This window comes from Nocardia spongicola (genome assembly GCF_047200775.1).
Taxonomy (GTDB): Bacteria; Actinomycetota; Actinomycetes; order Mycobacteriales; family Mycobacteriaceae; genus Nocardia.
Genome location: NZ_JBJZOO010000005.1, coordinates 211,979 through 235,313, shown reverse-complemented (window position 1 = coordinate 235,313; position 23,335 = coordinate 211,979). Strand labels below are relative to the sequence as shown.

The 23,335-nt window shown below is 65.2% G+C and carries 21 protein-coding genes; 15 read left to right on the top strand and 6 right to left on the bottom strand.

What is annotated here, in order from left to right; all coding sequences use genetic code 11:
* Positions 1-2: 2 nt before the first annotated feature.
* Positions 3-866 (top strand): alpha/beta fold hydrolase, encoded by an 864-nt coding sequence (locus tag ACL02S_RS13225; RefSeq protein ID WP_412802802.1) that lies wholly within the window; start codon positions 3-5, stop codon positions 864-866.
* A gap of 99 nt (positions 867-965) precedes the next feature.
* Here the strand turns inward: ACL02S_RS13225 and ACL02S_RS13220 are convergent, their stop codons facing one another.
* Positions 966-1,538: a GNAT family N-acetyltransferase gene (locus ACL02S_RS13220; protein ID WP_412802661.1), complete on the bottom strand. Its 573-nt coding sequence runs from the start codon at positions 1,536-1,538 to the stop codon at positions 966-968.
* Positions 1,539-1,658: 120 nt separating this feature from the next.
* A complete protein-coding gene (gene rpmB / locus ACL02S_RS13215; protein ID WP_011210730.1) occupies positions 1,659-1,850 on the bottom strand; it encodes a 50S ribosomal protein L28 in 192 nt (63 codons plus the stop codon).
* Between the two features lie 295 nt (positions 1,851-2,145).
* Here rpmB and ACL02S_RS13210 point away from each other — a divergent pair, with 295 nt between their 5' ends.
* Both ACL02S_RS13210 and recG read left to right on the top strand, forming a co-directional pair.
* Positions 2,146-3,840, top strand: coding sequence for a DAK2 domain-containing protein (locus ACL02S_RS13210; RefSeq protein WP_412802660.1), 1,695 nt, complete (start codon positions 2,146-2,148; stop codon positions 3,838-3,840).
* A gap of 3 nt (positions 3,841-3,843) precedes the next feature.
* The gene (gene recG / locus ACL02S_RS13205; RefSeq protein ID WP_412802659.1) at positions 3,844-6,123 is read left to right on the top strand and encodes an ATP-dependent DNA helicase RecG; all 2,280 of its coding nucleotides are present in this window, start codon (positions 3,844-3,846) and stop codon (positions 6,121-6,123) included.
* 77 nt (positions 6,124-6,200) lie between these two features.
* Here recG and ACL02S_RS13200 read toward each other — a convergent pair whose 3' ends face one another.
* Both ACL02S_RS13200 and ACL02S_RS13195 read right to left on the bottom strand, forming a co-directional pair.
* Complete coding sequence (locus tag ACL02S_RS13200; RefSeq protein WP_412802658.1) at positions 6,201-7,628, bottom strand: short-chain fatty acyl-CoA regulator family protein; 1,428 nt, start codon at positions 7,626-7,628, stop codon at positions 6,201-6,203.
* Positions 7,629-7,701: 73 nt separating this feature from the next.
* On the bottom strand, positions 7,702-7,920 hold the full coding sequence (locus ACL02S_RS13195; RefSeq protein ID WP_412802657.1) for a DUF1737 domain-containing protein: 219 nt from the start codon (positions 7,918-7,920) through the stop codon (positions 7,702-7,704).
* A gap of 155 nt (positions 7,921-8,075) precedes the next feature.
* Here ACL02S_RS13195 and ACL02S_RS13190 point away from each other — a divergent pair, with 155 nt between their 5' ends.
* The 4 genes from ACL02S_RS13190 (at position 8,076) to coaD (ending at position 13,677) form a co-directional block, all read left to right on the top strand.
* Positions 8,076-8,447 carry a nuclear transport factor 2 family protein gene (locus ACL02S_RS13190; protein ID WP_412802656.1) on the top strand — a complete coding sequence of 124 codons (372 nt, stop codon included), beginning with the start codon at positions 8,076-8,078 and terminating at the stop codon, positions 8,445-8,447.
* 714 nt (positions 8,448-9,161) lie between these two features.
* The gene (locus tag ACL02S_RS13185; protein ID WP_412802655.1) at positions 9,162-12,575 is read left to right on the top strand and encodes a pyruvate carboxylase; all 3,414 of its coding nucleotides are present in this window, start codon (positions 9,162-9,164) and stop codon (positions 12,573-12,575) included.
* Positions 12,572-13,138 carry a 16S rRNA (guanine(966)-N(2))-methyltransferase RsmD gene (gene rsmD / locus ACL02S_RS13180; protein WP_412802654.1) on the top strand — a complete coding sequence of 189 codons (567 nt, stop codon included), beginning with the start codon at positions 12,572-12,574 and terminating at the stop codon, positions 13,136-13,138. Before ACL02S_RS13185 ends, rsmD begins: the two co-directional genes overlap by 4 nt.
* A gap of 53 nt (positions 13,139-13,191) precedes the next feature.
* The gene (coaD, locus tag ACL02S_RS13175) at positions 13,192-13,677 is read left to right on the top strand and encodes a pantetheine-phosphate adenylyltransferase (RefSeq protein ID WP_412802653.1); all 486 of its coding nucleotides are present in this window, start codon (positions 13,192-13,194) and stop codon (positions 13,675-13,677) included.
* A gap of 35 nt (positions 13,678-13,712) precedes the next feature.
* Here the strand turns inward: coaD and ACL02S_RS13170 are convergent, their stop codons facing one another.
* Positions 13,713-14,231, bottom strand: a complete 519-nt coding sequence (locus ACL02S_RS13170; RefSeq protein ID WP_412802801.1) for a GtrA family protein — start codon at positions 14,229-14,231, stop codon at positions 13,713-13,715.
* A 411-nt stretch (positions 14,232-14,642) separates the two neighbouring features.
* Here ACL02S_RS13170 and ACL02S_RS13165 point away from each other — a divergent pair, with 411 nt between their 5' ends.
* The 6 genes from ACL02S_RS13165 (at position 14,643) to ACL02S_RS13140 (ending at position 18,697) form a co-directional block, all read left to right on the top strand.
* A complete protein-coding gene (locus ACL02S_RS13165) occupies positions 14,643-15,389 on the top strand; it encodes a DivIVA domain-containing protein (protein WP_412802800.1) in 747 nt (248 codons plus the stop codon).
* Positions 15,390-15,539: 150 nt separating this feature from the next.
* The gene (locus tag ACL02S_RS13160; RefSeq protein WP_412802799.1) at positions 15,540-16,163 is read left to right on the top strand and encodes a YceD family protein; all 624 of its coding nucleotides are present in this window, start codon (positions 15,540-15,542) and stop codon (positions 16,161-16,163) included.
* A gap of 54 nt (positions 16,164-16,217) precedes the next feature.
* Positions 16,218-16,400: a 50S ribosomal protein L32 gene (gene rpmF, locus ACL02S_RS13155; protein WP_412802652.1), complete on the top strand. Its 183-nt coding sequence runs from the start codon at positions 16,218-16,220 to the stop codon at positions 16,398-16,400.
* Positions 16,401-16,423: 23 nt separating this feature from the next.
* A complete protein-coding gene (gene rnc / locus ACL02S_RS13150; protein WP_412802651.1) occupies positions 16,424-17,137 on the top strand; it encodes a ribonuclease III in 714 nt (237 codons plus the stop codon).
* A 1-nt stretch (position 17,138) separates the two neighbouring features.
* On the top strand, positions 17,139-17,999 hold the full coding sequence (gene mutM / locus ACL02S_RS13145) for a bifunctional DNA-formamidopyrimidine glycosylase/DNA-(apurinic or apyrimidinic site) lyase (RefSeq protein ID WP_412802650.1): 861 nt from the start codon (positions 17,139-17,141) through the stop codon (positions 17,997-17,999).
* A gap of 116 nt (positions 18,000-18,115) precedes the next feature.
* Positions 18,116-18,697: a dihydrofolate reductase family protein gene (locus tag ACL02S_RS13140; RefSeq protein ID WP_412802649.1), complete on the top strand. Its 582-nt coding sequence runs from the start codon at positions 18,116-18,118 to the stop codon at positions 18,695-18,697.
* Between the two features lie 197 nt (positions 18,698-18,894).
* On the opposite strand, the gene ACL02S_RS13135 is transcribed toward ACL02S_RS13140, so the two are convergent.
* On the bottom strand, positions 18,895-20,877 hold the full coding sequence (locus tag ACL02S_RS13135) for an IPT/TIG domain-containing protein (protein ID WP_412802648.1): 1,983 nt from the start codon (positions 20,875-20,877) through the stop codon (positions 18,895-18,897).
* A gap of 542 nt (positions 20,878-21,419) precedes the next feature.
* Between ACL02S_RS13135 and ACL02S_RS13130 the strand changes: the two genes are divergently transcribed.
* Positions 21,420-21,656, top strand: a complete 237-nt coding sequence (locus ACL02S_RS13130; protein WP_412802647.1) for a DUF4166 domain-containing protein — start codon at positions 21,420-21,422, stop codon at positions 21,654-21,656.
* A 458-nt stretch (positions 21,657-22,114) separates the two neighbouring features.
* A complete protein-coding gene (locus ACL02S_RS13125; protein ID WP_412802798.1) occupies positions 22,115-23,326 on the top strand; it encodes a glycosyltransferase family 4 protein in 1,212 nt (403 codons plus the stop codon).
* Positions 23,327-23,335 lie beyond the last annotated feature (9 nt).

Genomic DNA, 23,335 nt, shown 5'->3' with positions numbered 1-23,335 from the left:
ATATGAATAACCTTCTCGAACCGACGAGGCTTCGACTGCGCGGTGCGGGTGATATCGAGCTGGCCGCCGATCAATTCGGACCGAGCGATGGCCCGCTCGTTGTTTTCTTGCACGGTGGTGGGCAGAACCGGCACTCGTGGAAGCAGACCGGAGCCCGGCTCGGCGCAGCGGGAATGCGGGTGATCACGCTGGATGCGCGTGGTCACGGCGACAGTCAGTGGGCGCCCGATCGCGACTATCAGCGCTCGACCATGGTGCGGGATCTGCTCTTGGTGCTGGACCAGCTCGGCGCGCCCGCGGTAATCGTCGGCGCCAGCATGGGTGGCATCACCGGATTGCTCGCCACCGCGGAACCCGAGGGGAAGCTGATCAGCGCCTTGGTGCTCGTCGATATCGTCCCAAGACCCGAACGGAAAGGGGTCAGCCGGGTAATCGACTTTCTGAGCAACCATCGGGATGGTTTCGATACGCTAGAACAGGCGGCCGACGCGGTCGCCGAATATCTGCCACATCGCCCCCGGCCGAAGAACACCGATGGTTTGCTGCGCAATCTGCGTGAGCGCGACGGCCGGTGGTATTGGCATTGGGATCCGGATCTGGTCGATGACCTCCACGATCGGCTGGAGAATCCCGCCGGGATAGTCGAGCAGACCGAAGAAGCGGCCCGCTCGCTGCGCATTCCGGTGCTGTTGGTGCGTGGTATGCGCTCGGATGTGGTGAGCGATGAAGGGGCCGAGGAATTCCAGCGCCTGGTGCCGCACGCCCAGCTCGTGGAGATCAGTGGCGCCGCACATACCGCGGCCAGTGACGACAACGACTCGTTCACCGATGTAGTGGAGAGATTCGTGCTCTCGATCCGAGAGTGATATCGGGCCGGGTGAGTCCGATCCAGGCGAGCTCGTACCACACGGTGCGTCCGGCTCGACGGCAGCGAGAGCGAGCTGCGCGTTACCGTCGGGCGGTCGTCATCTATCCGGCCGGTGTGGTAGAGATCGTGGCCGGTCTTTCGTATGGCTCCGCTCCTTGGTTTCGGCGCGCACCATTGGTGTGCGTGCCATACGTACCTCGATCAGGGAGGTGAACGGTTCGATCCTGCGCATGCTCTCCAGGAGTGCGAATCCGTGCTTACGGTAGAACGCCTCGGCGCGCGAGTTCTGCTCGAACACCCATAGTTCGTACGAGAGCGCCGGATCCAGCGCGGCGTGGATGAGGTCGTCGGCGACGCCACTGCCATACCAGGCGGAGCGTACATAGAGGGCGTTCAGCTCGGCTGGGGTTATCGGGTGTGCGCTAGCGGGCGGGCTCGCGGAGACGAATCCGATCACCGTGTCGTCGACGATCGCGATATGCGTGCGATCCGGATACCGTACCCGGTTGCGCTCCCACCGCTCGGCGCAGCGATCGACATCGAGCGCATCCAGCACATGCGCGGACACCAGATCTCGATAGGCTTCCCGCCAGGAGGCGATGTGGCACTCGGCGAGGCCGGGTATGTGTTCGGCGTCTGCTCCCAGGATGCGCCATGGGTGCGTGGTCATCGTGATCGCTGTAATTGCTGCACAAGCGTAGTCGAATGACCACAGTCATGACGATGCCCCGGCTCACCCGATGGGGGTTCCGGGGCATGCGCCGGTGGTATCGACCGGCTGGCGGTGGGATCAGCCGCGGACGACCTTGCCCGCCTTCAGGCAGGAAGTGCACACGTTCATGCGACGGGTGTTACCCGGCGCGACCTGCGCGCGAACCGTCTGGATGTTCGGGTTCCAGCGACGGTTGGTGCGCCGGTGCGAGTGCGAGACCGACTTCCCGAAGCCGGGGCCCTTGGCGCAGACGTCGCAGACGGCAGCCATAGTCGCGAACTCCTTCATGTCATGGTAGGGACCGCCACCTTCGCGGTGCGGCGAATCCCGGATCAATGTCGTGATGTGCCCTGCCGACTGAAGCCGACCAGCGCGGACCGGTAAGCGGACGCGCAAGGCAACCCTGCAAGGGTAGCTGGGCAGGCGCCGATCCACCAAACCGGTCGCCGACATGGTGCCCGCATCCCTGGGTGCGGTTGAGCGTGCCGATGCGGTACTACCGGCTCCCTGTCGGGCTCGCCCGCTAACCTGGCGGTGGTTGGTGCGTGGGTGGCGGAAGGGAGAGATGGTGGTGCCTGTGACGCGGGAAGCGATGGACGGCGCGGCATTGCTGTGCTGGGGCCGCGCCTGCGTTTCGGGCTTGGCGCACTGTCGCGAGGAGATCAACGCGCTCAATGTCTTTCCCGTCCCGGATGCGGATACCGGGACCAATCTGCTGGCTACCATGCGCGCCGCGGTCGAGACGGCGGAAGCGGTGGACGAAGGCGGGGATGCGTCCGGTGCGGTCGCCGCGGCGCTGGCGCGCGGCGCGACAGCAGGCGCCCGCGGTAATTCCGGGATCATCCTGTCCCAGGTATTACGTGGTATCGCCGAAGCGGTGCGTGGTGGGCCGTTGACGGCTGAGACGCTGCGCATCGCGCTGGCGAGGGCGGCGCAGCTGGTCCGCGAGTCGCTGAGCACGCCGGTCGAAGGGACCATACTCACGGTATTGGACTGTGCGTCCGCCGCCGCCGCGACAAGCCCGGATCGCGTGCTGGCCGAGGTGGCGCGCGCGGCGGCGGACGGTGCGGCGAAAGCGCTCGGCGATACGCCCTTCCAACTCGGTGTGTTACATGACGCCGGTGTCGTCGACGCGGGCGCCCGTGGGCTGCTCGTGGTGCTGGACAGCCTGGTCGCGGTGACCAGTGGTGAGACGCCGTCCCGGCCGAGGTACTCCCGGCCCGCGCCTGCCACCGGCCGATTCGCGCCGATAGGCGCCGCCGAGCCGCAGTACGAAGTGATGTATCTCCTCGCGGGTGCCGACGAGCGGGCTGTGGCGGCGTTGCGTGCTCGCTTGACCGAGATCGGCGATTCGGTCGTGGTCGTAGGAGATGGTGGTGGATCCTGGTCGGCGCATGTGCATTGCGCTGACGCGGGCGCGGCGGTTGAGGCCGGGATGACAGCGGGTGCATTGAGCCGGATCCGGATCGAGCACGTTGTATCGGAGCCGCATCACGGTGCCCCTGCTCACCGCGGCGAGAATCCGGTATCGCGGGCAGCGTCCGCGACCGGGCCGGCGGACACGACCGGTAACCGCGCTGCCGCGATGACTCCAGCGGCTCCGGCAGACCGGGGGGTGCTCGCGGTGGTCGCCGGTACTGGTGCCGCTGCGCTGTTCGAGGATGCGGGCGCGGTGGTGCTTCCGGGCGACCCGCCGGTCACCGCGGAGATATTGCTGGCCGCGATCCGTCGGATGCCCAACCGTGAAGTGTTGGTATTGCCCAATGGCGCGCTGCCTGCGCACGAACTGGTCGCCATCGGCGTCGCGGCCCGTGACGCGCATCGTGATGTGCTGTTGTTGCCCAGTGCGTCCATGGTGCAAGGGCTGGCCGCGCTGGCTGTGCACGACCGAGGGCGGATCGCGGTCGATGACGCCTTCACCATGTCCGAGGCCGCCGCGACTACGCGGTGGGGGTCGCTGCGTACCGCGGCCGAGCGCGCACTCACCATGGTCGGTACCTGCGAAGCGGGCGATGGGCTCGGATTGGTCGGCCACGACGTGGTGGTCATCGACCGCGATGTACGCGCGGCCGGGCAGACCTTGCTCGATCGGTTGCTCGCCTTCGGCGGTGAGCTGGTGACCCTGCTGATGGGCGCGGCGGCGCGAGCAGAGCTCGGCGACGAACTCGCCGCGCATATCGAGCGCGGCTTTCCCGGTGTGGAGGTGATCGTGTATTCCGGTGGGCAGCACGGCGATGTGGTGCAGATCGGAGTGGAGTAGACCATGGCGGTACTGAGCGATCGGCTCGATCACATTCTGGGCGTGAAAGCGGCGGGCGCGCTGGTGGACGCGTTCGATATGCACACTGTCGAAGATCTGCTGCGGCACTATCCGCTGCGCTATGCGACGCAAGGGCAGCCGCTCACCGAGGAAGCGCCGGAGGACGGTACGCATATCACGGTTATCGGACGCATCACCAAGGCCGAACTGCGGCCGATGCGCAATCGCCGCGGTTCACTGCTGAAAGTGGTGCTAGACACCGGTACCGGGCGTGGTGTCGATGTCACATTCTTCAATGGTGACAAAGTGAAATACGTTGTCCGCGAAGGTTTTCGGGCGATGATGTCGGGAACCGTCAACTACTGGCGTCCTGGTCGATGGAACCTCAGCCATCCCGGCTACTTGATCCTGCCTGAGTCGGGCAGTGACGATTCGGTCGGCACACTGACCACGGTGCGTGGCGGTGGAGACCTACGTGGTCTCGCGCAGAGCGCGAAAGACTCGGGTGGAGTGGATACGGCGTTTCTGGAGCGGGAATTCATCCCGGTCTACCCGGCGACCGCGAAAGTGCAGAGCTGGGATGTGCTCGCGTGTGTGCGCCAAGTACTCGACCAGCTCGATCCCATCGAAGACCCGTTGCCGGAGCAGGTGCGTGCGGAACACGTACTGCTGAACGTCTCCGATGCGCTGCGCTTGATCCACCTGCCCGAGCAGAAGGCCGATATCTCCCGGGCCAAGGATCGGTTGCGTTTCGATGAGGCGTTGGCGCTGCAATTGGTGCTGGCGCAGCGGCGGCACGAGATATCCGGCCGCAGCGCGCGGGCCTGCCCGCCGCACCCGGATGGTGTCGCCGCCGCCTTCGAACACCGGCTGCCGTTCGATCTCACCGCGGGCCAACGCCAGGTGATCGGCGAGATCTCCGCCGACCTGGCGCGTGAGCAGCCGATGCATCGGTTGCTGCAGGGTGAGGTGGGCTCGGGTAAGACCATCGTCGCCTTGCACGCCATGTTGCAGGTGATCGATGCCGGCCTGCAGTGCGTGCTGCTCGCGCCGACAGAAGTTCTTGCCGCGCAACATTATCGGTCGTTGCGTGGCATGCTCGGCGAGCTGGGGACGGCGGGTGAGCTCGGCGCCGGTGCCAACGCGACCCGTGTGGTGCTGGTGACCGGGTCGATGTCGGCAGGAGCGAAGAAGGCCGCACTGCTGGATGCGGTGACCGGTGTGGCCGGCATCGTGATCGGCACCCATGCGCTCATTCAGGACAACATCGAATTCTTCGATCTCGGCATGGTGGTGGTCGACGAGCAGCACCGATTCGGTGTGGAGCAGCGAGATTCCTTGCGTGCCAAGGCAAAAGCCGGTTTCAGCCCTCATTTGCTTGTGATGACCGCGACCCCGATCCCACGCACCATCGCGATGACCACCCTCGGCGATCTGGAGACCTCCACATTGACCGAACTGCCGAAGGGGCGCTCACCGATCACATCGAAAGTGGTACCGCGCAGGCAGCATCCGAACTGGGTCGACCGTGCCTGGGAGCGGATCCTGGAGGAAGTCGCCGCCGGACGCCAGGCCTATGTGGTGTGTTCGCGCATCGGCGACGACGAGGCGGGGACGGGCAAATCGGGGGGCGGTCGCGCGAAGTCGGGTAACGGCGCCAAGGACGCTCCCGCCACCCAGGCGGTGCTGGAGGTGTTCGAGATGTTGCGCGGCGGGCCACTGTCCGGAGTTCGGGTCGGATTATTGCACGGCAGATTGCCCGCCGAGGAAAAAGACCAGGTGATGCGGGAATTCACCGAGGGATCGGTGGATGTTCTCGTGTGCACCACAGTGGTCGAGGTCGGCGTCGATGTACCGAACGCCACGGTGATGGTGATCGTCGACGCGGACCGGTTCGGTGTCAGTCAGTTGCATCAGTTACGTGGCCGGATCGGCCGCGGCGAGCATCCGGGTCTGTGTCTGTTGATCACCGATGCCGCGCCGGGGGGGTCGGCGATGGCGCGGTTGAACGCGGTGGCCGCTACCACCGACGGTTTCGAACTGGCGGTGCTCGACCTGCGCACTCGCCGAGAAGGTGATGTGCTCGGTGCTGCTCAGTCCGGTACAGTGCGTTCACTGCGGCTGCTGTCATTGCTCGACGATCTCGAGGTCATCACCGCCGCCAAGGAAATCGCGCATGCTGTGGTGGAATCCGATCCCGGCTTGGTCGGGCACCCCGGTTTGGCCGGGATGATGCATGCCGCTGTGGACTCCGAGCGGCTGGAGTATCTGGCCAAGTCCTGATATTCGGCTGTCGAGCGTCCTGTTCGGTGGGCTGTGGTGTTGGGGGCCCGGCCGGAGCGCAACGGGATCGAGGCCGCTCAGCGGACGATACGTGGGTAGGGCAGGTCGGTCGTGGTGTGTTCGGTGATCGCCAGCGGGCTGCCGATATGCGGGAACGCCCGCTGCGTGCACGCGGGGCGCTCACATACCTTGCACCCCGCGCCGATCGGTACCGTGGCGGCCGGATCATCCAGTTGTATCCCGGACGAGTACACCAGGTGTTCGGCGTATTCGATATCGCAGCCGAGGCCGATCGCGAAGTTCTTCGCCGTGCCGCCGAATCCGTGCGGTGTGGCCGCGGTGGTGCGGGCTATCCACAGGTAGCGCTGGCCATCGGGCATTTCGGCGACTTGGGTGAGGATCCGGCCGGGATGCGTGAATGCCTCGTGCACCACCCACAGCGGGCAGCTGCCACCCACCCGAGAGAAGTGGAATGCGGTAGCGGACTGGCGTTTGGAGATATTGCCCGCCCGGTCGGTGCGGACGAAGAAGAAAGGTATGCCGCGCTGTCCCTGCCGCTGCAGGGTGCTGAGCCGGTGACAGACCGTTTCGAAGCCGACTTCGAAACGTAGGCCGAGTAGATCGATGTCATAGTGCAGTTCCTCGGCCGATCGCAGAAATCGCCCATAAGGCAGCATCAGCGCGGCCGCGAAATACTTGGCCAGCCCGATCCGGGCCAAGGTGCGGGATTCGCCTCTGAGTGAGGGGGTTTCCGCCAGTACCGCGTCCAGTTCGGTCCCGTACAGCAGGAAGGCGAGGGTGGTGGCGATCTGGAAGGCGCGCTGACCGGGACGTAAGCGTCTGGCCAGCGTCAGGGTGCGGTTTTCCGGCTGGTAATGCCGTTTGGGGACAGTCGGGTCCGCGCCGTCACCGCGGACGAGCACCTTCACCCCGGCGCGTTCTTCGGCGATGCGTGCCAGCTGACGATCGAGTGAGCCGATACTGAGCCCGGAGTTCTCGAACAGCTGCTCGGCGGCGATATCCAGCAGCGAGATGTGGTTGTGATGGTCGTAGAAGAAATCGCGCACATCTTCGTAGGGAAGGGATATCCCCGGCGTGTCCGCAGGCGCGGATACCCGTGCCGAGAGCAGGTCGAGCTGGTCGGTAGTGGCGCGTAACCTGCGGTGCATTGCCACGATGATCTTGGCGATCTCCGGCTGTCTGGTCGCCAGCTCCTCCACCTCGGTCAGCGGCGCGGTATGTCCGCCTGCGGCATCGGCCAGCACTTCGTGCAGGTCGGACACCAGGCGAGCGTCCGAATCGGCGGCGAAGAATTGGACGTCGAGGTCGAAGGTGGAGTTGAGTTTCAGCAGTACCGGAATGGTGATGGGTCGCTGGTCGTGCTCGAGCTGATTGAGGTAGCTGGGCGACAGATCCAGCGATTTCGCCAGGGCTGCCTGGGTCAGTCTCCGCTCTTCGCGTAATCGCCGAAGTCGGGCGCCCGCATACATCTTGCGCACGCGCATGATGGTAGTGGCGACTATTTGCAGTCATCGCAAAATCGCACGGTATTTCCCGTGGAAATGTGCTTCTGTCGAGCTACTCGGCGGTAGGTCGGGGCTGCGTAGGGTGCGAAGGTGCTTCCGGATCCGGCAGGATCACCGCTTGCGCGGCGATCACGTTCGCACCGTTGAAGGTGATCGCGGGCGAGCCGTGCAGGCGATAGCCCTGTGCCAGCAGATCGCTGATCCTGGCGCAGAATTGCGCGTCGTCGACGCCGGTGATCAGTCGGTAGCGTAGTGGTTCTTCTCTGGTCACTTCCTGAGCTTAAGACAGCGCGTGCCGGTGGCGGTGCCGGTGCCGGTGGCGGTGCGAGAAGTCGTCCATCACTTCCATACCGAGCAATCGCTTGGTTGAATCGAGGTGGTCTGTGCACCAGCCGCTCTTCGGCGACAAGAAAGTGAGCCAAGCGAATGACAAGCCCTGACGAACTCGTGCGTGCGATGTGCCGAAGCTGGTCTGCTCCTGATCCCGATCGGATCAGCGCGTACTTCGCCGCGGATGCCGTTTATCACAATATTCCGATGGAACCCATCGTCGGCCGCGATGCCATCCGCGACTTCATCGCAGGCTTTCTGACCACTTTCGATTCCATCGATTTCGATATCCACCATCAAGTTTCGTCCGGAAACGTGGTCATGAACGAACGCACCGACACACTGCACTCCGCGGGAGGGGCGACGCCGCTTCCGGTTATGGGCTTCTTCGAGGTCGCCGACGGTCTTATCACCACATGGCGCGACTACTTCGATATGGCCGCCATCAACCGCGCCTTCGGTCTTTGAGGACGGCGCACTGGCCCGCACCCGGTAGCCGAGCTCGCGCATACAACACGCTCGAGTACCCAAGTGAGAAACCGGACGATCCGGCCTGCGCGGGATTCAGGGCGGAATTCGCTGTCGTCGCGGGGAACCGAATCGGATATGCGCGCGTCGAAGTAGATGAGTAAGGAAAAGCATGAGACGTTGACGACATGCGAGGAGGGGGTGTCGATGGAGCGTTGTCCCGGGTGTCATACCGCGTGGCGGCGGGGGATGCGGCCACGCGCGCGGGTTCTGCCGGTCACACGGAGGGAGGAGCCGTGTGACCGATACACCTCGCGGCGGCAGCACCCGCCGCGTCCGGAACCGGAAACAGGCTGAGAACGGCGATGTTCCGGTGCTCTCTCGCGATAGGAAGGGACACCGGAACATCGTTCGGGCCGAGGTGTGTACCGTGCGGCCATTGGTGACTGCCGTAGGGCTGTCGCGGCAGCGAGCATATTGCGCAGTGCCTGCAGTCGTAAGCGATCCCGCGGTAGTTGGCCGCGCCGGTCGGCGGGGGCGCCGCGCGTGGCGCCCGGTGTCACTGGCTCGTACCTGTGAACTGTTCTGCGGTCGTGACGATCAGGTATCGGTCCGGTGACCGTGTTTTCCCCTCTGCGTCGGTTGCGGTGTGCGGAACCTTGTGATCCTGGATTCCGGGGCTGTGCGGTGTACGAGGGCGGGTACCTTAGGGCAATGTTCTCGAAAGTCTTGGTCGCCAACCGTGGCGAGATCGCTATCCGGGCCTTCCGTGCGGCGTATGAACTCGGCATCGGGACCGTCGCCGTGTTCCCCCACGAGGATCGCAATTCGGTCCACCGGCTGAAGGCGGACGAGTCGTATCAGATCGGCGAGCCGGGACATCCCGTCCGGGCGTATCTATCCATCGATGCGATCGTCGAGGCAGCCAAGTCCGCGGGGGCGGACGCGATCTACCCGGGGTACGGATTTCTCTCGGAGAATCCGGAACTGGCGGCGGCCTGCGCACGCGAGGGCATCACCTTTGTCGGTCCGTCCGCCGAGGTGCTCGAACTGGCGGGTAATAAGGCGCGCGCCATCGCGGCAGCCGAGGCCGCGGGTCTGCCGGTGCTGCGTTCCAGCGCTCCGTCGGCGGATGCGGACGAGTTGATCGCCGCCTCGCGGGAGCTGGAGTACCCGATCTTCGTCAAAGCGGTGGCGGGCGGTGGCGGGCGTGGTATGCGCCGGGTGGCCGCGGCTGATCAGCTACGCGAATCGATCGAGGCGGCCTCGCGTGAGGCGGAATCGGCCTTCGGCGACCCCACCGTGTTCCTGGAACAGGCGGTGGTGAACCCACGCCATATCGAGGTGCAGATCCTGGCCGATCAGCAGGGCAATGTGATGCACCTGTTCGAGCGGGACTGTTCGGTGCAGCGCCGCCACCAGAAGGTGATCGAGCTCGCGCCCGCGCCGAATCTCGACCCAGCGTTGCGGGACCGGATCTGCGCCGACGCGGTGGCCTTCGCCAGGCAGATCGGTTACTCCTGTGCGGGCACCGTCGAATTCCTGCTCGATGAGCGCGGCAATCATGTCTTCATCGAGATGAACCCGCGCATCCAGGTCGAGCACACGGTGACCGAAGAGATCACCGATGTGGACCTGGTGCAATCACAGCTGCGCATCGCCGCGGGCGAAACACTGGAGCAGCTCGGCCTGAGCCAGGAGTCGGTCGCCATTCGCGGCGCCGCGTTGCAGTGCCGGATCACCACCGAGGACCCGGCCAATGGCTTCCGTCCGGACACCGGAAGGATCACCGCCTACCGCACCCCGGGTGGTGCAGGCATCCGTTTGGACGGCGGGGCGAACCTCGGCGCGGAGATCGGTGCCTATTTCGATTCGATGCTGGTCAAGCTCACCTGTCGCGGTCGTGATTTCGGTGCGGCGCTCGCACGGGCGAGCCGGGCGCTGGCGGAGTTCCGCATCCGCGGCGTGACCACCAACATCCCGTTCCTGCTCGCGGTGCTCGATGATCCCGACTTCGCGGCGGGCCGGTTGACCACGTCGTTCATCGATGAGCGTCCGCAGCTGCTCACCCTGCGTGGTTCGGCCGACCGGGGCACCAAGATCCTCAACTACTTGGCCGATATCACCGTCAACAAGCCGCACGGGGAGCGGCCGACCGCGGTGTATCCGCACGACAAGTTGCCTCCGATCGATCTGAGCGTGCCACCGCCGCCCGGTTCTCGGCAGCGGCTGTTGCAGCTGGGGCCGGAGGGTTTCGCGCGGGCGTTGCGCGAGCAACGTGCGGTCGGGGTCACCGATACCACCTTCCGGGACGCGCACCAGTCGCTGCTGGCCACCCGGGTGCGGACCAACGGTCTGCTGGAGGTGGCCGGGCACGTGGCGCGGATGACCCCGGAGCTGTTGTCCATCGAGGCCTGGGGCGGCGCCACGTATGACGTGGCGCTGCGCTTCCTGTACGAGGATCCGTGGGAGCGGCTGGCCGCACTGCGTGAAGCGGTGCCGAATATCTGTCTGCAGATGCTGCTGCGCGGGCGTAATACGGTGGGTTACACACCCTATCCGGAACAGGTGACCCGTGCGTTCGTGCGGGAAGCCACCAGCACCGGTATCGATATCTTCCGCATCTTCGACGCACTCAACAACGTCGACCAGATGCGCCCTGCCATCGACGCCGTCCGCGAGACCGGCACGGCTGTCGCGGAAGTCGCGATGAGTTATACCGGTGATCTTGCCGATCCGGACGAATCGCTCTACACCCTCGACTACTACCTGAAATTGGCCGAACAGATCGTCGACGCGGGCGCGCATGTGCTCGCCATCAAGGACATGGCCGGTCTGTTGCGCGCACCCGCCGCTACCAAGCTGGTCACCGCGCTGCGAAACAACTTCGACCTGCCGGTGCATGTGCATACCCACGACACTCCAGGCGGTCAGCTGGCGACCTACCTGGCCGCCTGGCAGGCGGGTGCGGACGCGGTGGACGGCGCCAGTGCCGCGATGGCCGGGACCACCAGCCAGCCCGCGCTGTCGGCGATCGTCGCGGCCGCGGCGCACAGCGAGTACGACACCGGCCTGAGCCTGCGAAACGTCTGCGATCTGGAGCCGTACTGGGAAGCGCTGCGGAAGGTATACGCGCCCTTCGAATCCGGGCTGCCCGCACCGACCGGGCGGGTCTATACCCACGAAATCCCCGGTGGCCAGCTGTCCAACCTGCGGCAGCAGGCGATTGCGCTCGGCCTCGGTGATCGGTTCGAGGAGATCGAGGCGAAGTACGCCGCGGCAGACCGGTTGCTCGGCCGTCTGGTCAAGGTCACTCCCTCGTCGAAGGTCGTCGGCGATCTGGCCCTCGCGCTGGTCGGTACCGGTGTCGACATCGAGGATTTCGCCGCCGACCCCGGCCGCTACGACATACCCGATTCGGTGATCGGTTTCCTGCGTGGCGAGCTCGGTACTCCTGCGGGCGGCTGGCCCGAGCCGTTCCGCAGCAAGGCATTGGCAGGCCGTTCGGTGGCGAAGCCGGAGACGCCGTTGACTCCGGCGGACGAGGCAGGGCTCGCAGGCACCTCCGAGGAACGCCGCGCGACGCTGAACCGGTTACTGTTCCCCGGCCCGACCGCTGAATTCCTCGCTCACCGCGAGCAGTACGGCGATACTTCCAGGTTGTCGACCAACCAGTTCCTCTACGGCCTGCGTCGTGGCGAGGAGCACCGAGTGCAGCTGGAGAAAGGGGTCACTCTGCTCATCGGTCTGGAAGCCATTTCGGAGCCGGACGAGCGCGGGATGCGCACGGTGATGTGCATCATCAATGGGCAGTTGCGCCCGATCGCGGTGCGTGATCGTTCCATCGCGGGCGAGGTTCCGGCCGCGGAGAAGGCCGACAAAGCCAATGCGGGCCATATCGCCGCGCCGTTCGCGGGCGTGGTGACCCTCGCGGTGTCCGAAGGTGATGAGGTCGTGGCGGGCGATACCATCGGCACCATCGAGGCGATGAAGATGGAGGCGGCGATCACCGCACCGCGCGCGGGCGTCGTCGGCAGGGTCGCGATCGGTTCGCTGCAGCAGGTCGAGGGCGGCGATCTGCTGATCGAGCTGACGGTGCCGGAGCACAGGGAGCGCGCCACCCGATGACCCGGATCGTTGCGGGAACAGCGGGTGGCAGGCGTCTGCGGGTGCCGCCCGCTGGTACCAGGCCGACGTCGGATCGGGTGCGGGAGGCGCTGTTCAGCGCCTTGACCGCCCGGTTGGATTTCGCGGGTGCCAGGGTGCTCGATCTGTACGCGGGCTCCGGTGCGCTCGGGCTGGAGGCACTGTCGCGCGGTGCCGCGCACGCTCTGCTCATCGAGTCCGACCGTAAAGCGGCTGCGGTAGTGCGTGGCAATATCGCCGACCTCGGGCTGCCCGGTGCCGAGCTGCGGGTCGCTACGGTGGCGAACGCGCTGCAAGCGGGTGGGGCGGCCGCGGGCTTCGATATGGTTTTCTCCGACCCGCCCTACGCGGTGGACGATGCCGCTGTGCTGGCGGATCTGCGTGCGCTGGCCGAGCGTGGCTGGCTGCGTCCCGGCGCCATGGTCGTTGTCGAGCGCTCCGCGCGTTCGCCCGAAATCAGGTGGCCGGCAAGCTTTGTCCCTTCCACCTCGCGCCGATATGGCGAAACGCGCATTGAGCTGGCCGAATTCGATCCGGACGGATAGGCGTTATCCGGTCGCTGCTGCTGGACTGCCGGGGTCGGTGCTAGCGTCGGCTCATGGCAGGAGCGCTGTGCCCGGGATCCTTCGACCCGGTGACCTATGGACATCTCGACGTCTTCACTCGGGCGGCGGCCCAGTTCGACGAGGTCGTGATCACCGTCTTGATCAACAAGAACAAGCAGGGCATGTTCAGTGTCGAGGAGCGCATCGAGATGTTGCGCGAATCCACTTCCCACCTGGGCAATGTCCGGGTGGAGTCATGGCATGGCCTGCTCGTCGACTTCGCCCGCGAGCAGGGCGTCACCGCTATCGTCAAGGGTTTGCGCGATGCGGGCGACTTCGGCTACGAGCTGCAGATGGCGCAGATGAACAAGAAACTCTCCGGAGTGGACACCTTCTTCATCGCCACCAATCCTTCGCTCAGCTTCCTATCCAGCTCCCTGGTCAAAGAGGTGGCCGCGTTCGGTGGCGACGTCACCGATATGCTGCCGCCCTCCGTGCACAAACGGATGCTCGACCGGCTCGCCGAACGTCGACGCTGAACTCGCGTCTGCCCGCGCTTCGAATGCCTGGAGGTTCAGAAAACCAGGCCGCGTAACGCCAGAAAGCGCATACCCCCGACCGCGGCGGTGATGGCCAGGATCGCGACCGCCTGTGCGGTATCGCCGAGGCCGGGGGCCCATACCCCGAGGGCGGCCAGCGCCGCGGTCGTGATGCCGAGACCGACCAGTGCCAGTCCGCCACCTTCCCACTGTGCGGTGAACCAGCCGATCCGGCCCGCGGCATGGAAGGTGAGCTGACGGTGCAGCTCATTGGCGATCATGGTGCTGACGAGGGAACCGACGATATTGGCCGACAGTGGTCCGATGCTGTGCATGGCGAAGAACAGCAGTACGTAGGCGATGTTGCTCGATCCACCGACGAGGGCGAACCGGATCAGCTGGGCCGAGGCGTGGTCGCTGCGCAGATACCGGGGCAGCTGTGCCAGCTTATCCGCGACCGGTGTGGTGCGTAGTGCCGGATAAGGCCCGTACCACGGCACGAAGAGGCTGGTGGAGCGCGCTCCCCTCGGCCGAGGTAGTTCCAGAACAGTCATCGTTTTTCCGATCGAACACGAGCCGTCGGCCGGGGCAACGGCAGTGGTCATCGTTTCCTCCGTCGGTTCTCGGCAAGTTCCGTTTGTAGCGCATGCGTAACTATCGCTGCGCGCCGGAGCCTGTCGACACCCGACGGGTGATGCCGATTCCGCCCGCTGTTTCTGCCTTCCGGCTGTTTCCGCTTTCCGGCTGCACCGCCAGCGATCCCGGGATTCGCGGACGATATCGCAGAGCTTGGTCGACCTTCCCGACGAATGTAACATGAAGCGGAGAGTTAATCTCCACTTGATTGTTGTGGCATACAAGACACCGGCGCGACACACCGGAAAGTGCTCGGTGCGGGCCATAGTGCGGGGCAGACTGAGCGTTGGTGGGGAGTCTCACCGTGAGTCCGCAGGAGGGTAGTGAGCATGTATCGCGTATTCGAAGCGCTCGACGAACTGGTCGCCATCGTCGAAGAGGCCCGCGGTATCCCACCCACCCGTAGCTGCATCGTTCCGCGTGGCGATGTGCTCGAACTACTCGATGACGTCCGGGACGCCCTGCCTGGTGAATTGGACGATGCCCAGGATGTGCTCGATCATCGGGACAAGATCGTTTCCGATGCCAGGACCTCGGCCGAGATCACGGTGAGTGGCGCCAATGAGCAGGCCGAGCGCGCCATCGGAACGGCCCGCGATGAGGCCGACCGCATGCTGGCCGACGCCAAGGCCCATGCCGACCGCATGGTCGCCGAGGCGAGCGCGCACGCTGATCGTCTGGTCACCTCCGCGCAGGAGGAGGCCGAACGGGTGATAGCCGACGGCAACGCCGAATACGAGGCGGTGACCGGCCGGGCTCGCGCCGAGGCGGACCGGATGATCGAGGCGGGTAAGGCCGCCTATGAGCGCTCCGTCGCGGAAGGGCTTGCCGAGCAGGAACGGATGGTCGCGCAAACCGAGGTGGTGCGTGCCGCGCATGCCGAATCGGCCAAGGTGATCGACGCCGCGCATGCCGAAGCGGATCGGTTACGTGAGGAGTGCGATCACTATGTCGACTCCAGGCTGGCCGAGTTCGAGGAAACGCTCAGCAGTGTGTTGCGCACGGTAGGTCGCGGACGTCATCAGTTGCGGGTCGGGACGGGAGCGCCCGACTACGCCACGGAATTCCGGAGGTAGTGGTCCCGTCGGTGACAGTTTCGGCGGTGACCGCTCGGTCGGTGACGGTTTCATCGGCGACAGCTGGAACCAGCGATCTTTTTGGGAAAATCGCGTGGTCGCGTATTGTGGAGTGGTTGCCCATAGTCCCCGATCGTGAGTGAGTTCGTGATGTCTGCCGGTTCCGCATCGCGTCCGCAGTCGGCCAAGCGCCGAATGCCGGACGCGGCTTTCGTGCTGGACACCCGCAGCCTCGGCCGCAGGCCGGGAACCATGCGCGAGCTGCACCGCACCGTGACCACGCAGGAGCGGATCGGTCTGGAGTTGATCGCCGTTCCCGTTGGCGCGCCGGTGGAGCTCGACGTGCAGCTGCAGGCGGTGTCCGAAGGGGTGCTGGTCACCGGAACGGTGTCCGCGCCGACGCAGGGAGAGTGTTCGCGCTGCCTGGAGCCGTTCACCGGCGAGGTGGAAGTGCGACTCACCGAGCTGTTCGCCTATCCGGACAGCGCCACCGAACAGACCACCGAAGACGACGAGATCTACCGCATGATCGATGACACCATCGATCTGGAGCCCGTGGTGGTCGATGCGTTCGGCTTGGAGCTTCCGCTGCAGCCGCTGTGCACTCCGGATTGCGCCGGGCTGTGCTCGGAATGCGGAGTACGGATGGCGATTGCGGGATCCGGGCACAAGCATGAGATACTGGATCCCCGCTGGGCCGGGCTGGCCGAATTCGCCTCCGGATCCCCCGGCACAGGCAGCCCCGATGAGGGTGCGGCCGACCGAGACCATTGAACCAAGGCCGATCAGCCGAAGCGGCAAGCCAATGAAGACAGAGGAGAAGTAGTCGTGGCCGTTCCCAAGCGCCGGATGTCCCGTTCCAACACCAGGTCGCGGCGCAGCCAGTGGAAGGCCACCGCGCCGACCCTGATCACCTGCCCGAACCGCTCCTGTGGCGAGAAGACCTTGCCGCATATCGCCTGCCCGTCCTGCGGCACCTACAAGGGCCGCCAGGTCACTGCCGCGATCTGATTCCTTCGAGCTGTCGTAGCGACGTGACCTACGAAAACGACTCGCCCGGTGAGCACGCGACCCTACTTGCCGCGCTGGGCGTCGATGTGCGGCCGGATTTGTTGCGCCTGGCGCTGACACATCGGTCGTACGCGTACGAGAACGGTGGTCTGCCGACGAACGAGCGACTCGAGTTCCTCGGCGACTCCGTACTCGGGTTGAGCATCACCGAGCGGCTGTATCACGAACATCCCGATAAGTCCGAGGGCGAGCTGGCCAAACTGCGCGCAAGCGTAGTGAACATGCGTGCGCTCGCCGAGGTCGCTCGTGGTCTCGGCGAAGGTGGACTCGGGGCGCATTTGTTGCTCGGCAAAGGTGAGGAGCTCACCGGCGGCCGGAACAAGGAGAGCATCCTCGCCGACGGGATGGAGTCGCTGCTCGGTGCCGTGCATCTGCAGTACGGCATCGAGGTGGCGCGCACCGTGGTGTTGCGGCTGTTCGCCGAGTTGCTCGAGCGTGGTCCGCGCATAGGCGCAGGCCTGGACTGGAAGACGAGTCTGCAGGAGCTGACCGCGGAGCGTGGCCTCGGTGTGCCGAGCTACGAGATCACCTCGACCGGCCCGGATCACGACAAGGAATTCACCGCGACCACGGTGATCGGCGGCCGGTCCTATGGCCAGGGTGTCGGCCGGTCCAAGAAAGAAGCCGAGCAGAAGGCCGCTGGCGCCGCCTACACGGTGCTGACCGCAGAAACCTGACGTGCCCGAGCTTCCCGAGGTCGAAGTCGTCCGTCGTGGTCTCGCCGAGCATGTGGTCGGGCGCGTGATCGAATCCGTTGCGGTCACCCATCCGCGCTCGGTGCGTCGTCACCTCGGCGGCTCCGCCGACCTCATTGCACGATTGACCGGACGGAAGGTCGATTCGGTCGCGCGGCGCGGCAAGTTTCTCTGGTTGACCTTCGCCGACCAGGAAGACGCTTTGGTCGTGCACCTGGGCATGAGTGGTCAGATGCTGGTCCAGGCCGCGGACGTTCCGCTGGAAAAACACGCGCATATCCGTGCCGCCCTCAGCGATGGTACCGAGCTGCGTTTCGTCGACCAGCGCACCTTCGGCGGCTGGGCACTCGCACCGCTGGTCGAGGTGGACGGAACATCGGTGCCGGAGCCGGTCGCGCATATCGCCCGCGATCCGCTGGATCCGCGTTTCGACGCCGCATCCGTGATCAGGCTCATTCGAGGTAGGCAGAGCGAGATCAAACGTGTCCTGCTCGATCAGTCCATGGTGTCGGGCATCGGCAATATCTATGCCGACGAGGCGCTCTGGCGGGCCCGCGTCCACGGTGGCCGGTCGGCGGCAAGCCTGTCTCGGCTCACGGTGCGCGGTCTGCTCACCGAGGTCGGTGTGGTGATGAGCGAAGCGCTCGACGTAGGGGGGACATCCTTCGACGCGCTCTATGTGAATGTCAACGGACAGTCCGGTTACTTCGGACGCTCCCTCGCTGTCTACGGCAGGGAGAACGAGCCGTGTAGCCGGTGTGGCGCGCCGATCATCCGGGAGCGGTTCATGAACCGCTCGTCTTATTCCTGCCCACGTTGCCAACCGAAGCCTCGCCGTCGCTAGCCGGAGCGAGCTACGGTTTTCTCATAAGGCCCGGAGTGCTACCGGACCGTGTGGAAGGAAGTATGCGCTAGCTCACGTCTTGTCGATCATCGCAACCGGCTCTGGGGTGCTGAACCATGCGAAAACTCACTTATTACGTAGCGTCGACCATCGACGGATTCATTGCTACCGAAGAAGGCTCTGTCGACTTCTTCCCGGTCGGCGGCGATCACGGCCCGGCGATCAATGCGCAGTACCCGGAGACATTGCCGACCAAAGTGCGGGAAGCGATCGGTGTCGAGGAGCGCAATCGCTACTTCGATACCGTGCTGATGGGACGTAAGACACATGATTTCGGGGTACGTACCGGCACTTCGAGCCCATACTCGCATCTGCGGCAGTTCGTCGTCTCGACCACTCTGCCGGAGAGCCCCGATCCGGCTGTGGAACTGATCGCCGAGAATCCCATCGAGAAGGTCCGCGAGCTCAAGCGGGAAAGTGGATTGGGTATCTGGCTGTGTGGCGGTGGGCAACTGGCACAGGTATTGCTCCCGGAGATAGACCAGATCTTCCTCAAGTTGTATCCGGTCGTGCTCGGTCGTGGCCGCCCGCTGTTCGGTGCGGGGCCACAACTGCCGGAACCGGCCAAGTTCCGGGTGATCACCAGTACGGTTTTCGAGGACGGTGTGGCTGTTGTGAAGTACAGCCGAGTGCGGTAGTTCGGCGTTCGATCGCGGTCACCTGGACGTGGCTGTTCTCTAGGATGCCACCATGGGCCGCCGTCGGTGGCAGGCTTATCGGAAGAGCCTGCCACCGACGGCGGTGGTGGTGTGTTGTTGTTTCCCGGCCGGGTTCTACCGTGTGGGGTGCTGGTGGGGCTCGGCTGCTCGGCGATCGCCAGGAGACTCCGGTGACACTACAGGTAGGTGAATTCGGTAATGGGGGGGTTGGGACCGGACTCTCCTCCTGGGGCAGTGATGAAGACATCGACGGTGGTCCCGGCAGTGTTCGCGGGAGATATCGCGGTGATCTGGGTGTCGGAGTCGATAGTGAACACCGCCGACGTTGGGCCGAAGGCCACTGTGGCGGCATCGGTGAAGCCGATGCCGGCGATCGTCACCGAGGTGCCCCCTGCTGCCGGGCCGGAGTTCGGAGAAAGTGAATCGATGGCAGGTGCCGGGGCATAGGTATAGGGGAACGGGACGCTGGTACCTGCGGGGGCGGTGACGGTGACTCCGATTGTCCCGGTGCCTGCGGGTGCGGTGGCGGTGATCTGGGTGTCTGTGTCGATGGTGAACGAGGTGGCCGGGGTGGGGCCGAAGGTGACCGCGGTGGTTCCGGTGAAGCCGGTGCCGGTGATGGTTACGGTGTTGCCGCCGGCTTCTGGGCCCGAGGGTGGGGAAAGGGTGGTGATGGTCGGTGCCGGGAGGTAGGCGTAATCGACGATGTTGCTGGTGCCTGCGGGGGTGGTGACGGTGACTCCGATGGCCCCGGTGCCTGCGGGTGCGGTGGCGGTGATCTGGGTGGCGGAGTCGACGGTGAACGAGGTGGCTGGGGTGGGGCCGAAGGTGACCGCGGTGGTTCCGGTGAAGCCGGTGCCGGTGATGGTTACGGTGTTGCCGCCGGCTTCTGGGCCTGCGGGTGGGGAAAGGGTGGTGATGGTCGGTGCCGGGAGGTAGGCGTAATCGACGATGTTGCTGGTGCCTGCGGGGGTGGTGACGGTGACTCCGATGGCCCCGGTGCCTGCGGGTGCGATGGCGGTGATCTGGGTGGCGGAGTCGACGGTGAATGTCGCTGGGGTGGGGCCGAAGGTGACCGCGGTGGTTCCGGTGAAGCCGGTGCCGGTGATGGTTACGGTGTTGCCGCCGGCTTCCGGGCCCGAGGGTGGGGAGATCGCGGTGATGGTCGGGGCGGTGGTGGTGTAGGTGTAGGTGACTTGGTTGCTTGTGCCTGCGGGGGTGGTGACGGTGACCCCGACGGTCCCGGTGCCTGCGGGTGCGGTGGCGGTGATCTGGGTGGCGGAGTCGACGGTGAACGCCGCGGGGGTGCCGTCGAAGCTGACCGAGGTGGTGCCGGTGAGGTTGGTGCCGGTGATGGTGACGTTGTTGCCGCCGGTGGCCGGGCCGCTGGTCGGGCTGAGCGCGAGGATGGTTGGGGCGGCGAGGTAGGTGTAGCCGATCGGGCCGCTGGTGCCTGCGGTGGTGGTGACGGTGACTCCGATCGTTCCGGTGCCTGCGGGTGCGGTGGCGGTGATCTGGGTGGGTGAGTCGACGGTGAACGAGGGCGCGGGGGTGATACCGAAGGTGACGGCGGTGGTGCCGGTGAGGTTGGTGCCGGTGATGATGACGGGGTTGCCGCCGGTGGCGGGGCCGGAGGTGGGGCTGAGCGCGAGCAGGGTCGGGGCCGAGAGGTAGGTGTAGCCGATCGGACCGCTGGTGCCTGCGGGGGTGGTGACGGTGACTCCGATCGTTCCGGTGCCCGGTGGTGCGGTGGCGGTGATCTGTGTGGGTGAGTCGACGGTGAACGAGGGTGCCGGTGTCCCGCCGAAGGTGACGGCGGTGGTGCCGGTGAGGTTGGTGCCGGTGAGCACCACGGTGTTGCCGCCGGTGGCCGGGCCCGAGGTGGGTGTGATCGTGGTCAGGGTCGGTAGGGCGGGGGTGCCGTAGGTGTAGGGCATGCCGTTGCTGACGCCGCCGGAGTTGATCACGACGACTTGGACGGTGCCGGATCCGGGTGGGGCCAGTGCGGTGATCTGGCTGGGGTTGTTCTGAATGAAGGTGGTGGCGGTGCCACCGAAGTAGACGGTGGTTGGGCCGACGAAGCCGGTGCCGGTGATGGCGACGAGGTTCCCGCCCGAGGGTGGGCCTGAGGTCGGGAAGATGGCGGTGATGGTAGGCATACCACTACCCCTTTGTGTGGTGATGGGTAATGTGCACCGGGGGGTGCCCGACGTGTGTTGGCCCGGCTGTTTCCATTAACACGCTGGCAACCCTTGTTGGGCAAGGGGTTTCGTGGTCTGTTTTCATCCGTTTTCGGATTGTTGCCGTCCGAGCTGCTCGAGTCGAGTCCAGCGGAGAACGAAGCCCTCGACCAGTTTCGGCCGCTGACGAGGACCGCCATGAATAGGCTCTATATCGAGACGTGCGTCCGCGCCGACCTGGACCTGTTGTGGGAGGCGTACTCAGAACCCGGCCGCTCACCGCCGCTGGGACCTGCGCTTCACCGATATCGACTCTCGCAGAGGGGAGCCGGGGCAGTCCCAGCATTTCCGCTATGCAACTCGCTTCCTACCGCTGCGTCCGATCGCGGGGGCCGGGATCAGCGCGGGAGACCGCGATCGTCCCGACGGCAGTCGTACCTCCGCGCCGAGGCTCCATTCGGCTGACCGGCTCTCGACCATCGAGCAGGGAAGCGGATACTGGCGATATATCCTGACCTCCAATGGAATTCGTTTCTACAGTGGATGTTTGTTTGCCCTTGGTCGCGCACGGCCGCGCTGAGGCACGCGAACGGTTCGATGACACCAGCGGCCGTTTCCGCACCAACGTCCAGGTGACCGATCCACTCATCGGCCCGGTCTTCGGCTCCCGCGGCACGTTTACTGCCGGCTATGTCGATGCTCGTGCCTATGGTCTCCGTCCCGTTCTTCTCCCTCTCCATGCGCAGCCCCGCCGATAGCAGCACGACGGTTGTCCGGCCTCTGGACCGGTGGGGATATGGCGACGGGGGTGCCGCGCGGACTGTCATCGTGGGTTGACACGCGCGGGATACGCGGGTCGCCATGTGGGCGCGGGCCGTGTTCTTCGTGGCCAGGGCAGGCAAAGCGGGTCAACGGACTACCCACTTGACGTGGAATGAACGCGGTATGCGGCGATTTTCCTCGAACTGTTTGGTTTGATCGAACCAGTTTGAGGTACCTACCCAAGTGGCCCCCCTGATCATGTCGCAATCGTGACCAGGCCAACCAAGCCCCATGGACGGCGGTGCAGCACGGTCTTCACCCCCGCCGCGGCGGCCACTAGTTCAGTTCGGCACCCGGTGCTCCGAGTGCTGGGTGGATGCGAGTGTTACTGGTTGTCCCTGGAAGGAGGGTCATGAGCGCTGTTTCGGCGCAGAAGGTACCGTTCGATCTGTCGATGGCGTCGTCCGACTATCCACAGTCCGACTATCTGCGGATAGATCATTCCAGCGGTCCGTTTCGCATTGCGATGGTGGTGCCGCCGTATTTCGATGTTCCCCCGAAGGCGTATGGCGGTGTCGAGGCAGTGGTCGCCGATCTGGTCGACTCCCTGGTCGACCGTGGTCATGAGGTGACCCTGCTCGGCGCGGGGGAGTCGGGTACCAAGGCCAAGTTCATGCCGGTGTGGGATCGGGCGGTGCCGGAGCGTCTCGGAGAGCCGTTCCCCGAGGTCGTACACGCGTTGCGGGTGCGCCGCGCGATCGAAGAGCTCGCCGCCACATCGAGTGTGGATCTGGTACACGATCACACCTTCGCGGGCCCGCTCAACGCGTTCGCTTTTCAGCAGCTCGGCTTGCCGACCGTGCTAACCGTGCACGGGCCGATAGAGGACGATATCTACCGCTACTACCGGGATCTGGGCGATGAGGTGGCGCTGGTGGCGATCAGCGACCGGCAGCGCGAACTCGCCTCCGGCTTGAATTGGTCCGGGCGCGTGCACAATGCGCTGAACGTCGACGACTGGCCGTTCCGGGTGGAGAAAGACGATTATGCCTTGTTCCTAGGCAGGTTCAACGAATGCAAGGCCCCGCATCTGGCGTTGGAAGCCGCGCACGCCGCTGGTATCCCGCTGGTGCTCGCCGGTAAATGCAGCGAACGCACCGAGCAGGCGTACTTCGAGGAGAAAGTGCGGCCGCTGCTGACCGATAACGATCATCTGTTCGGCCTCGCCGACACCTCGGCCAAGCGTAAACTGCTTGCCAACGCGCGTTGCCTGCTGTTCCCGATTCGCTGGGAGGAACCGTTCGGCATGGTGATGATCGAATCCATGGTCTGTGGCACCCCGGTGGTCGCATTGCGCGGCGGGGCGGTGTCCGAGGTGATCGTCGACGGCGTGACCGGTCGGATCTGTGACGATCCCGCCGAGCTTCCCGAGGCCATCGAAGCGGTCAAGGAGATGGACCCGATCGCTTGCCGGGCACATGTGCAGGCGAAATTCGGTTCCGATACTTTGGGTTTCGGTTATGAGCAGGTGTACCGCAGGTTGTTGCGGGCCAAGAAACGTTTCGGCGCAGTGCCCGTCGATGCCAAGCCCATCGATGCAGAGCCCGTCGATACCACAATGCCTGTTCCTACATCGATCAGAGTCGCGGCGAGCGGATTGGCGTGACCGGTAGAC

What these genes read in the sequence shown, in the direction of transcription:
- ACL02S_RS13225 (WP_412802802.1), top strand. Translation starts at nt 3, where the DNA reads ATGAATAACCTTCTCGAACCGACGAGGCTTCGACTGCGCGGTGCGGGT.
- ACL02S_RS13220 (WP_412802661.1), bottom strand. Translation starts at nt 1,538, where the DNA reads ATGACCACGCACCCATGGCGCATCCTGGGAGCAGACGCCGAACACATA.
- rpmB (WP_011210730.1), bottom strand. Translation starts at nt 1,850, where the DNA reads ATGGCTGCCGTCTGCGACGTCTGCGCCAAGGGCCCCGGCTTCGGGAAG.
- ACL02S_RS13210 (WP_412802660.1), top strand. Translation starts at nt 2,146, where the DNA reads ATGGTGGTGCCTGTGACGCGGGAAGCGATGGACGGCGCGGCATTGCTG.
- recG (WP_412802659.1), top strand. Translation starts at nt 3,844, where the DNA reads ATGGCGGTACTGAGCGATCGGCTCGATCACATTCTGGGCGTGAAAGCG.
- ACL02S_RS13200 (WP_412802658.1), bottom strand. Translation starts at nt 7,628, where the DNA reads ATGCGCGTGCGCAAGATGTATGCGGGCGCCCGACTTCGGCGATTACGC.
- ACL02S_RS13190 (WP_412802656.1), top strand. Translation starts at nt 8,076, where the DNA reads ATGACAAGCCCTGACGAACTCGTGCGTGCGATGTGCCGAAGCTGGTCT.
- ACL02S_RS13185 (WP_412802655.1), top strand. Translation starts at nt 9,162, where the DNA reads ATGTTCTCGAAAGTCTTGGTCGCCAACCGTGGCGAGATCGCTATCCGG.
- rsmD (WP_412802654.1), top strand. Translation starts at nt 12,572, where the DNA reads ATGACCCGGATCGTTGCGGGAACAGCGGGTGGCAGGCGTCTGCGGGTG.
- coaD (WP_412802653.1), top strand. Translation starts at nt 13,192, where the DNA reads ATGGCAGGAGCGCTGTGCCCGGGATCCTTCGACCCGGTGACCTATGGA.
- ACL02S_RS13170 (WP_412802801.1), bottom strand. Translation starts at nt 14,231, where the DNA reads ATGACTGTTCTGGAACTACCTCGGCCGAGGGGAGCGCGCTCCACCAGC.
- ACL02S_RS13165 (WP_412802800.1), top strand. Translation starts at nt 14,643, where the DNA reads ATGTATCGCGTATTCGAAGCGCTCGACGAACTGGTCGCCATCGTCGAA.
- ACL02S_RS13160 (WP_412802799.1), top strand. Translation starts at nt 15,540, where the DNA reads ATGTCTGCCGGTTCCGCATCGCGTCCGCAGTCGGCCAAGCGCCGAATG.
- ACL02S_RS13140 (WP_412802649.1), top strand. Translation starts at nt 18,116, where the DNA reads ATGCGAAAACTCACTTATTACGTAGCGTCGACCATCGACGGATTCATT.
- ACL02S_RS13135 (WP_412802648.1), bottom strand. Translation starts at nt 20,877, where the DNA reads ATGCCTACCATCACCGCCATCTTCCCGACCTCAGGCCCACCCTCGGGC.
- ACL02S_RS13130 (WP_412802647.1), top strand. Translation starts at nt 21,420, where the DNA reads ATGGAATTCGTTTCTACAGTGGATGTTTGTTTGCCCTTGGTCGCGCAC.
- ACL02S_RS13125 (WP_412802798.1), top strand. Translation starts at nt 22,115, where the DNA reads ATGGCGTCGTCCGACTATCCACAGTCCGACTATCTGCGGATAGATCAT.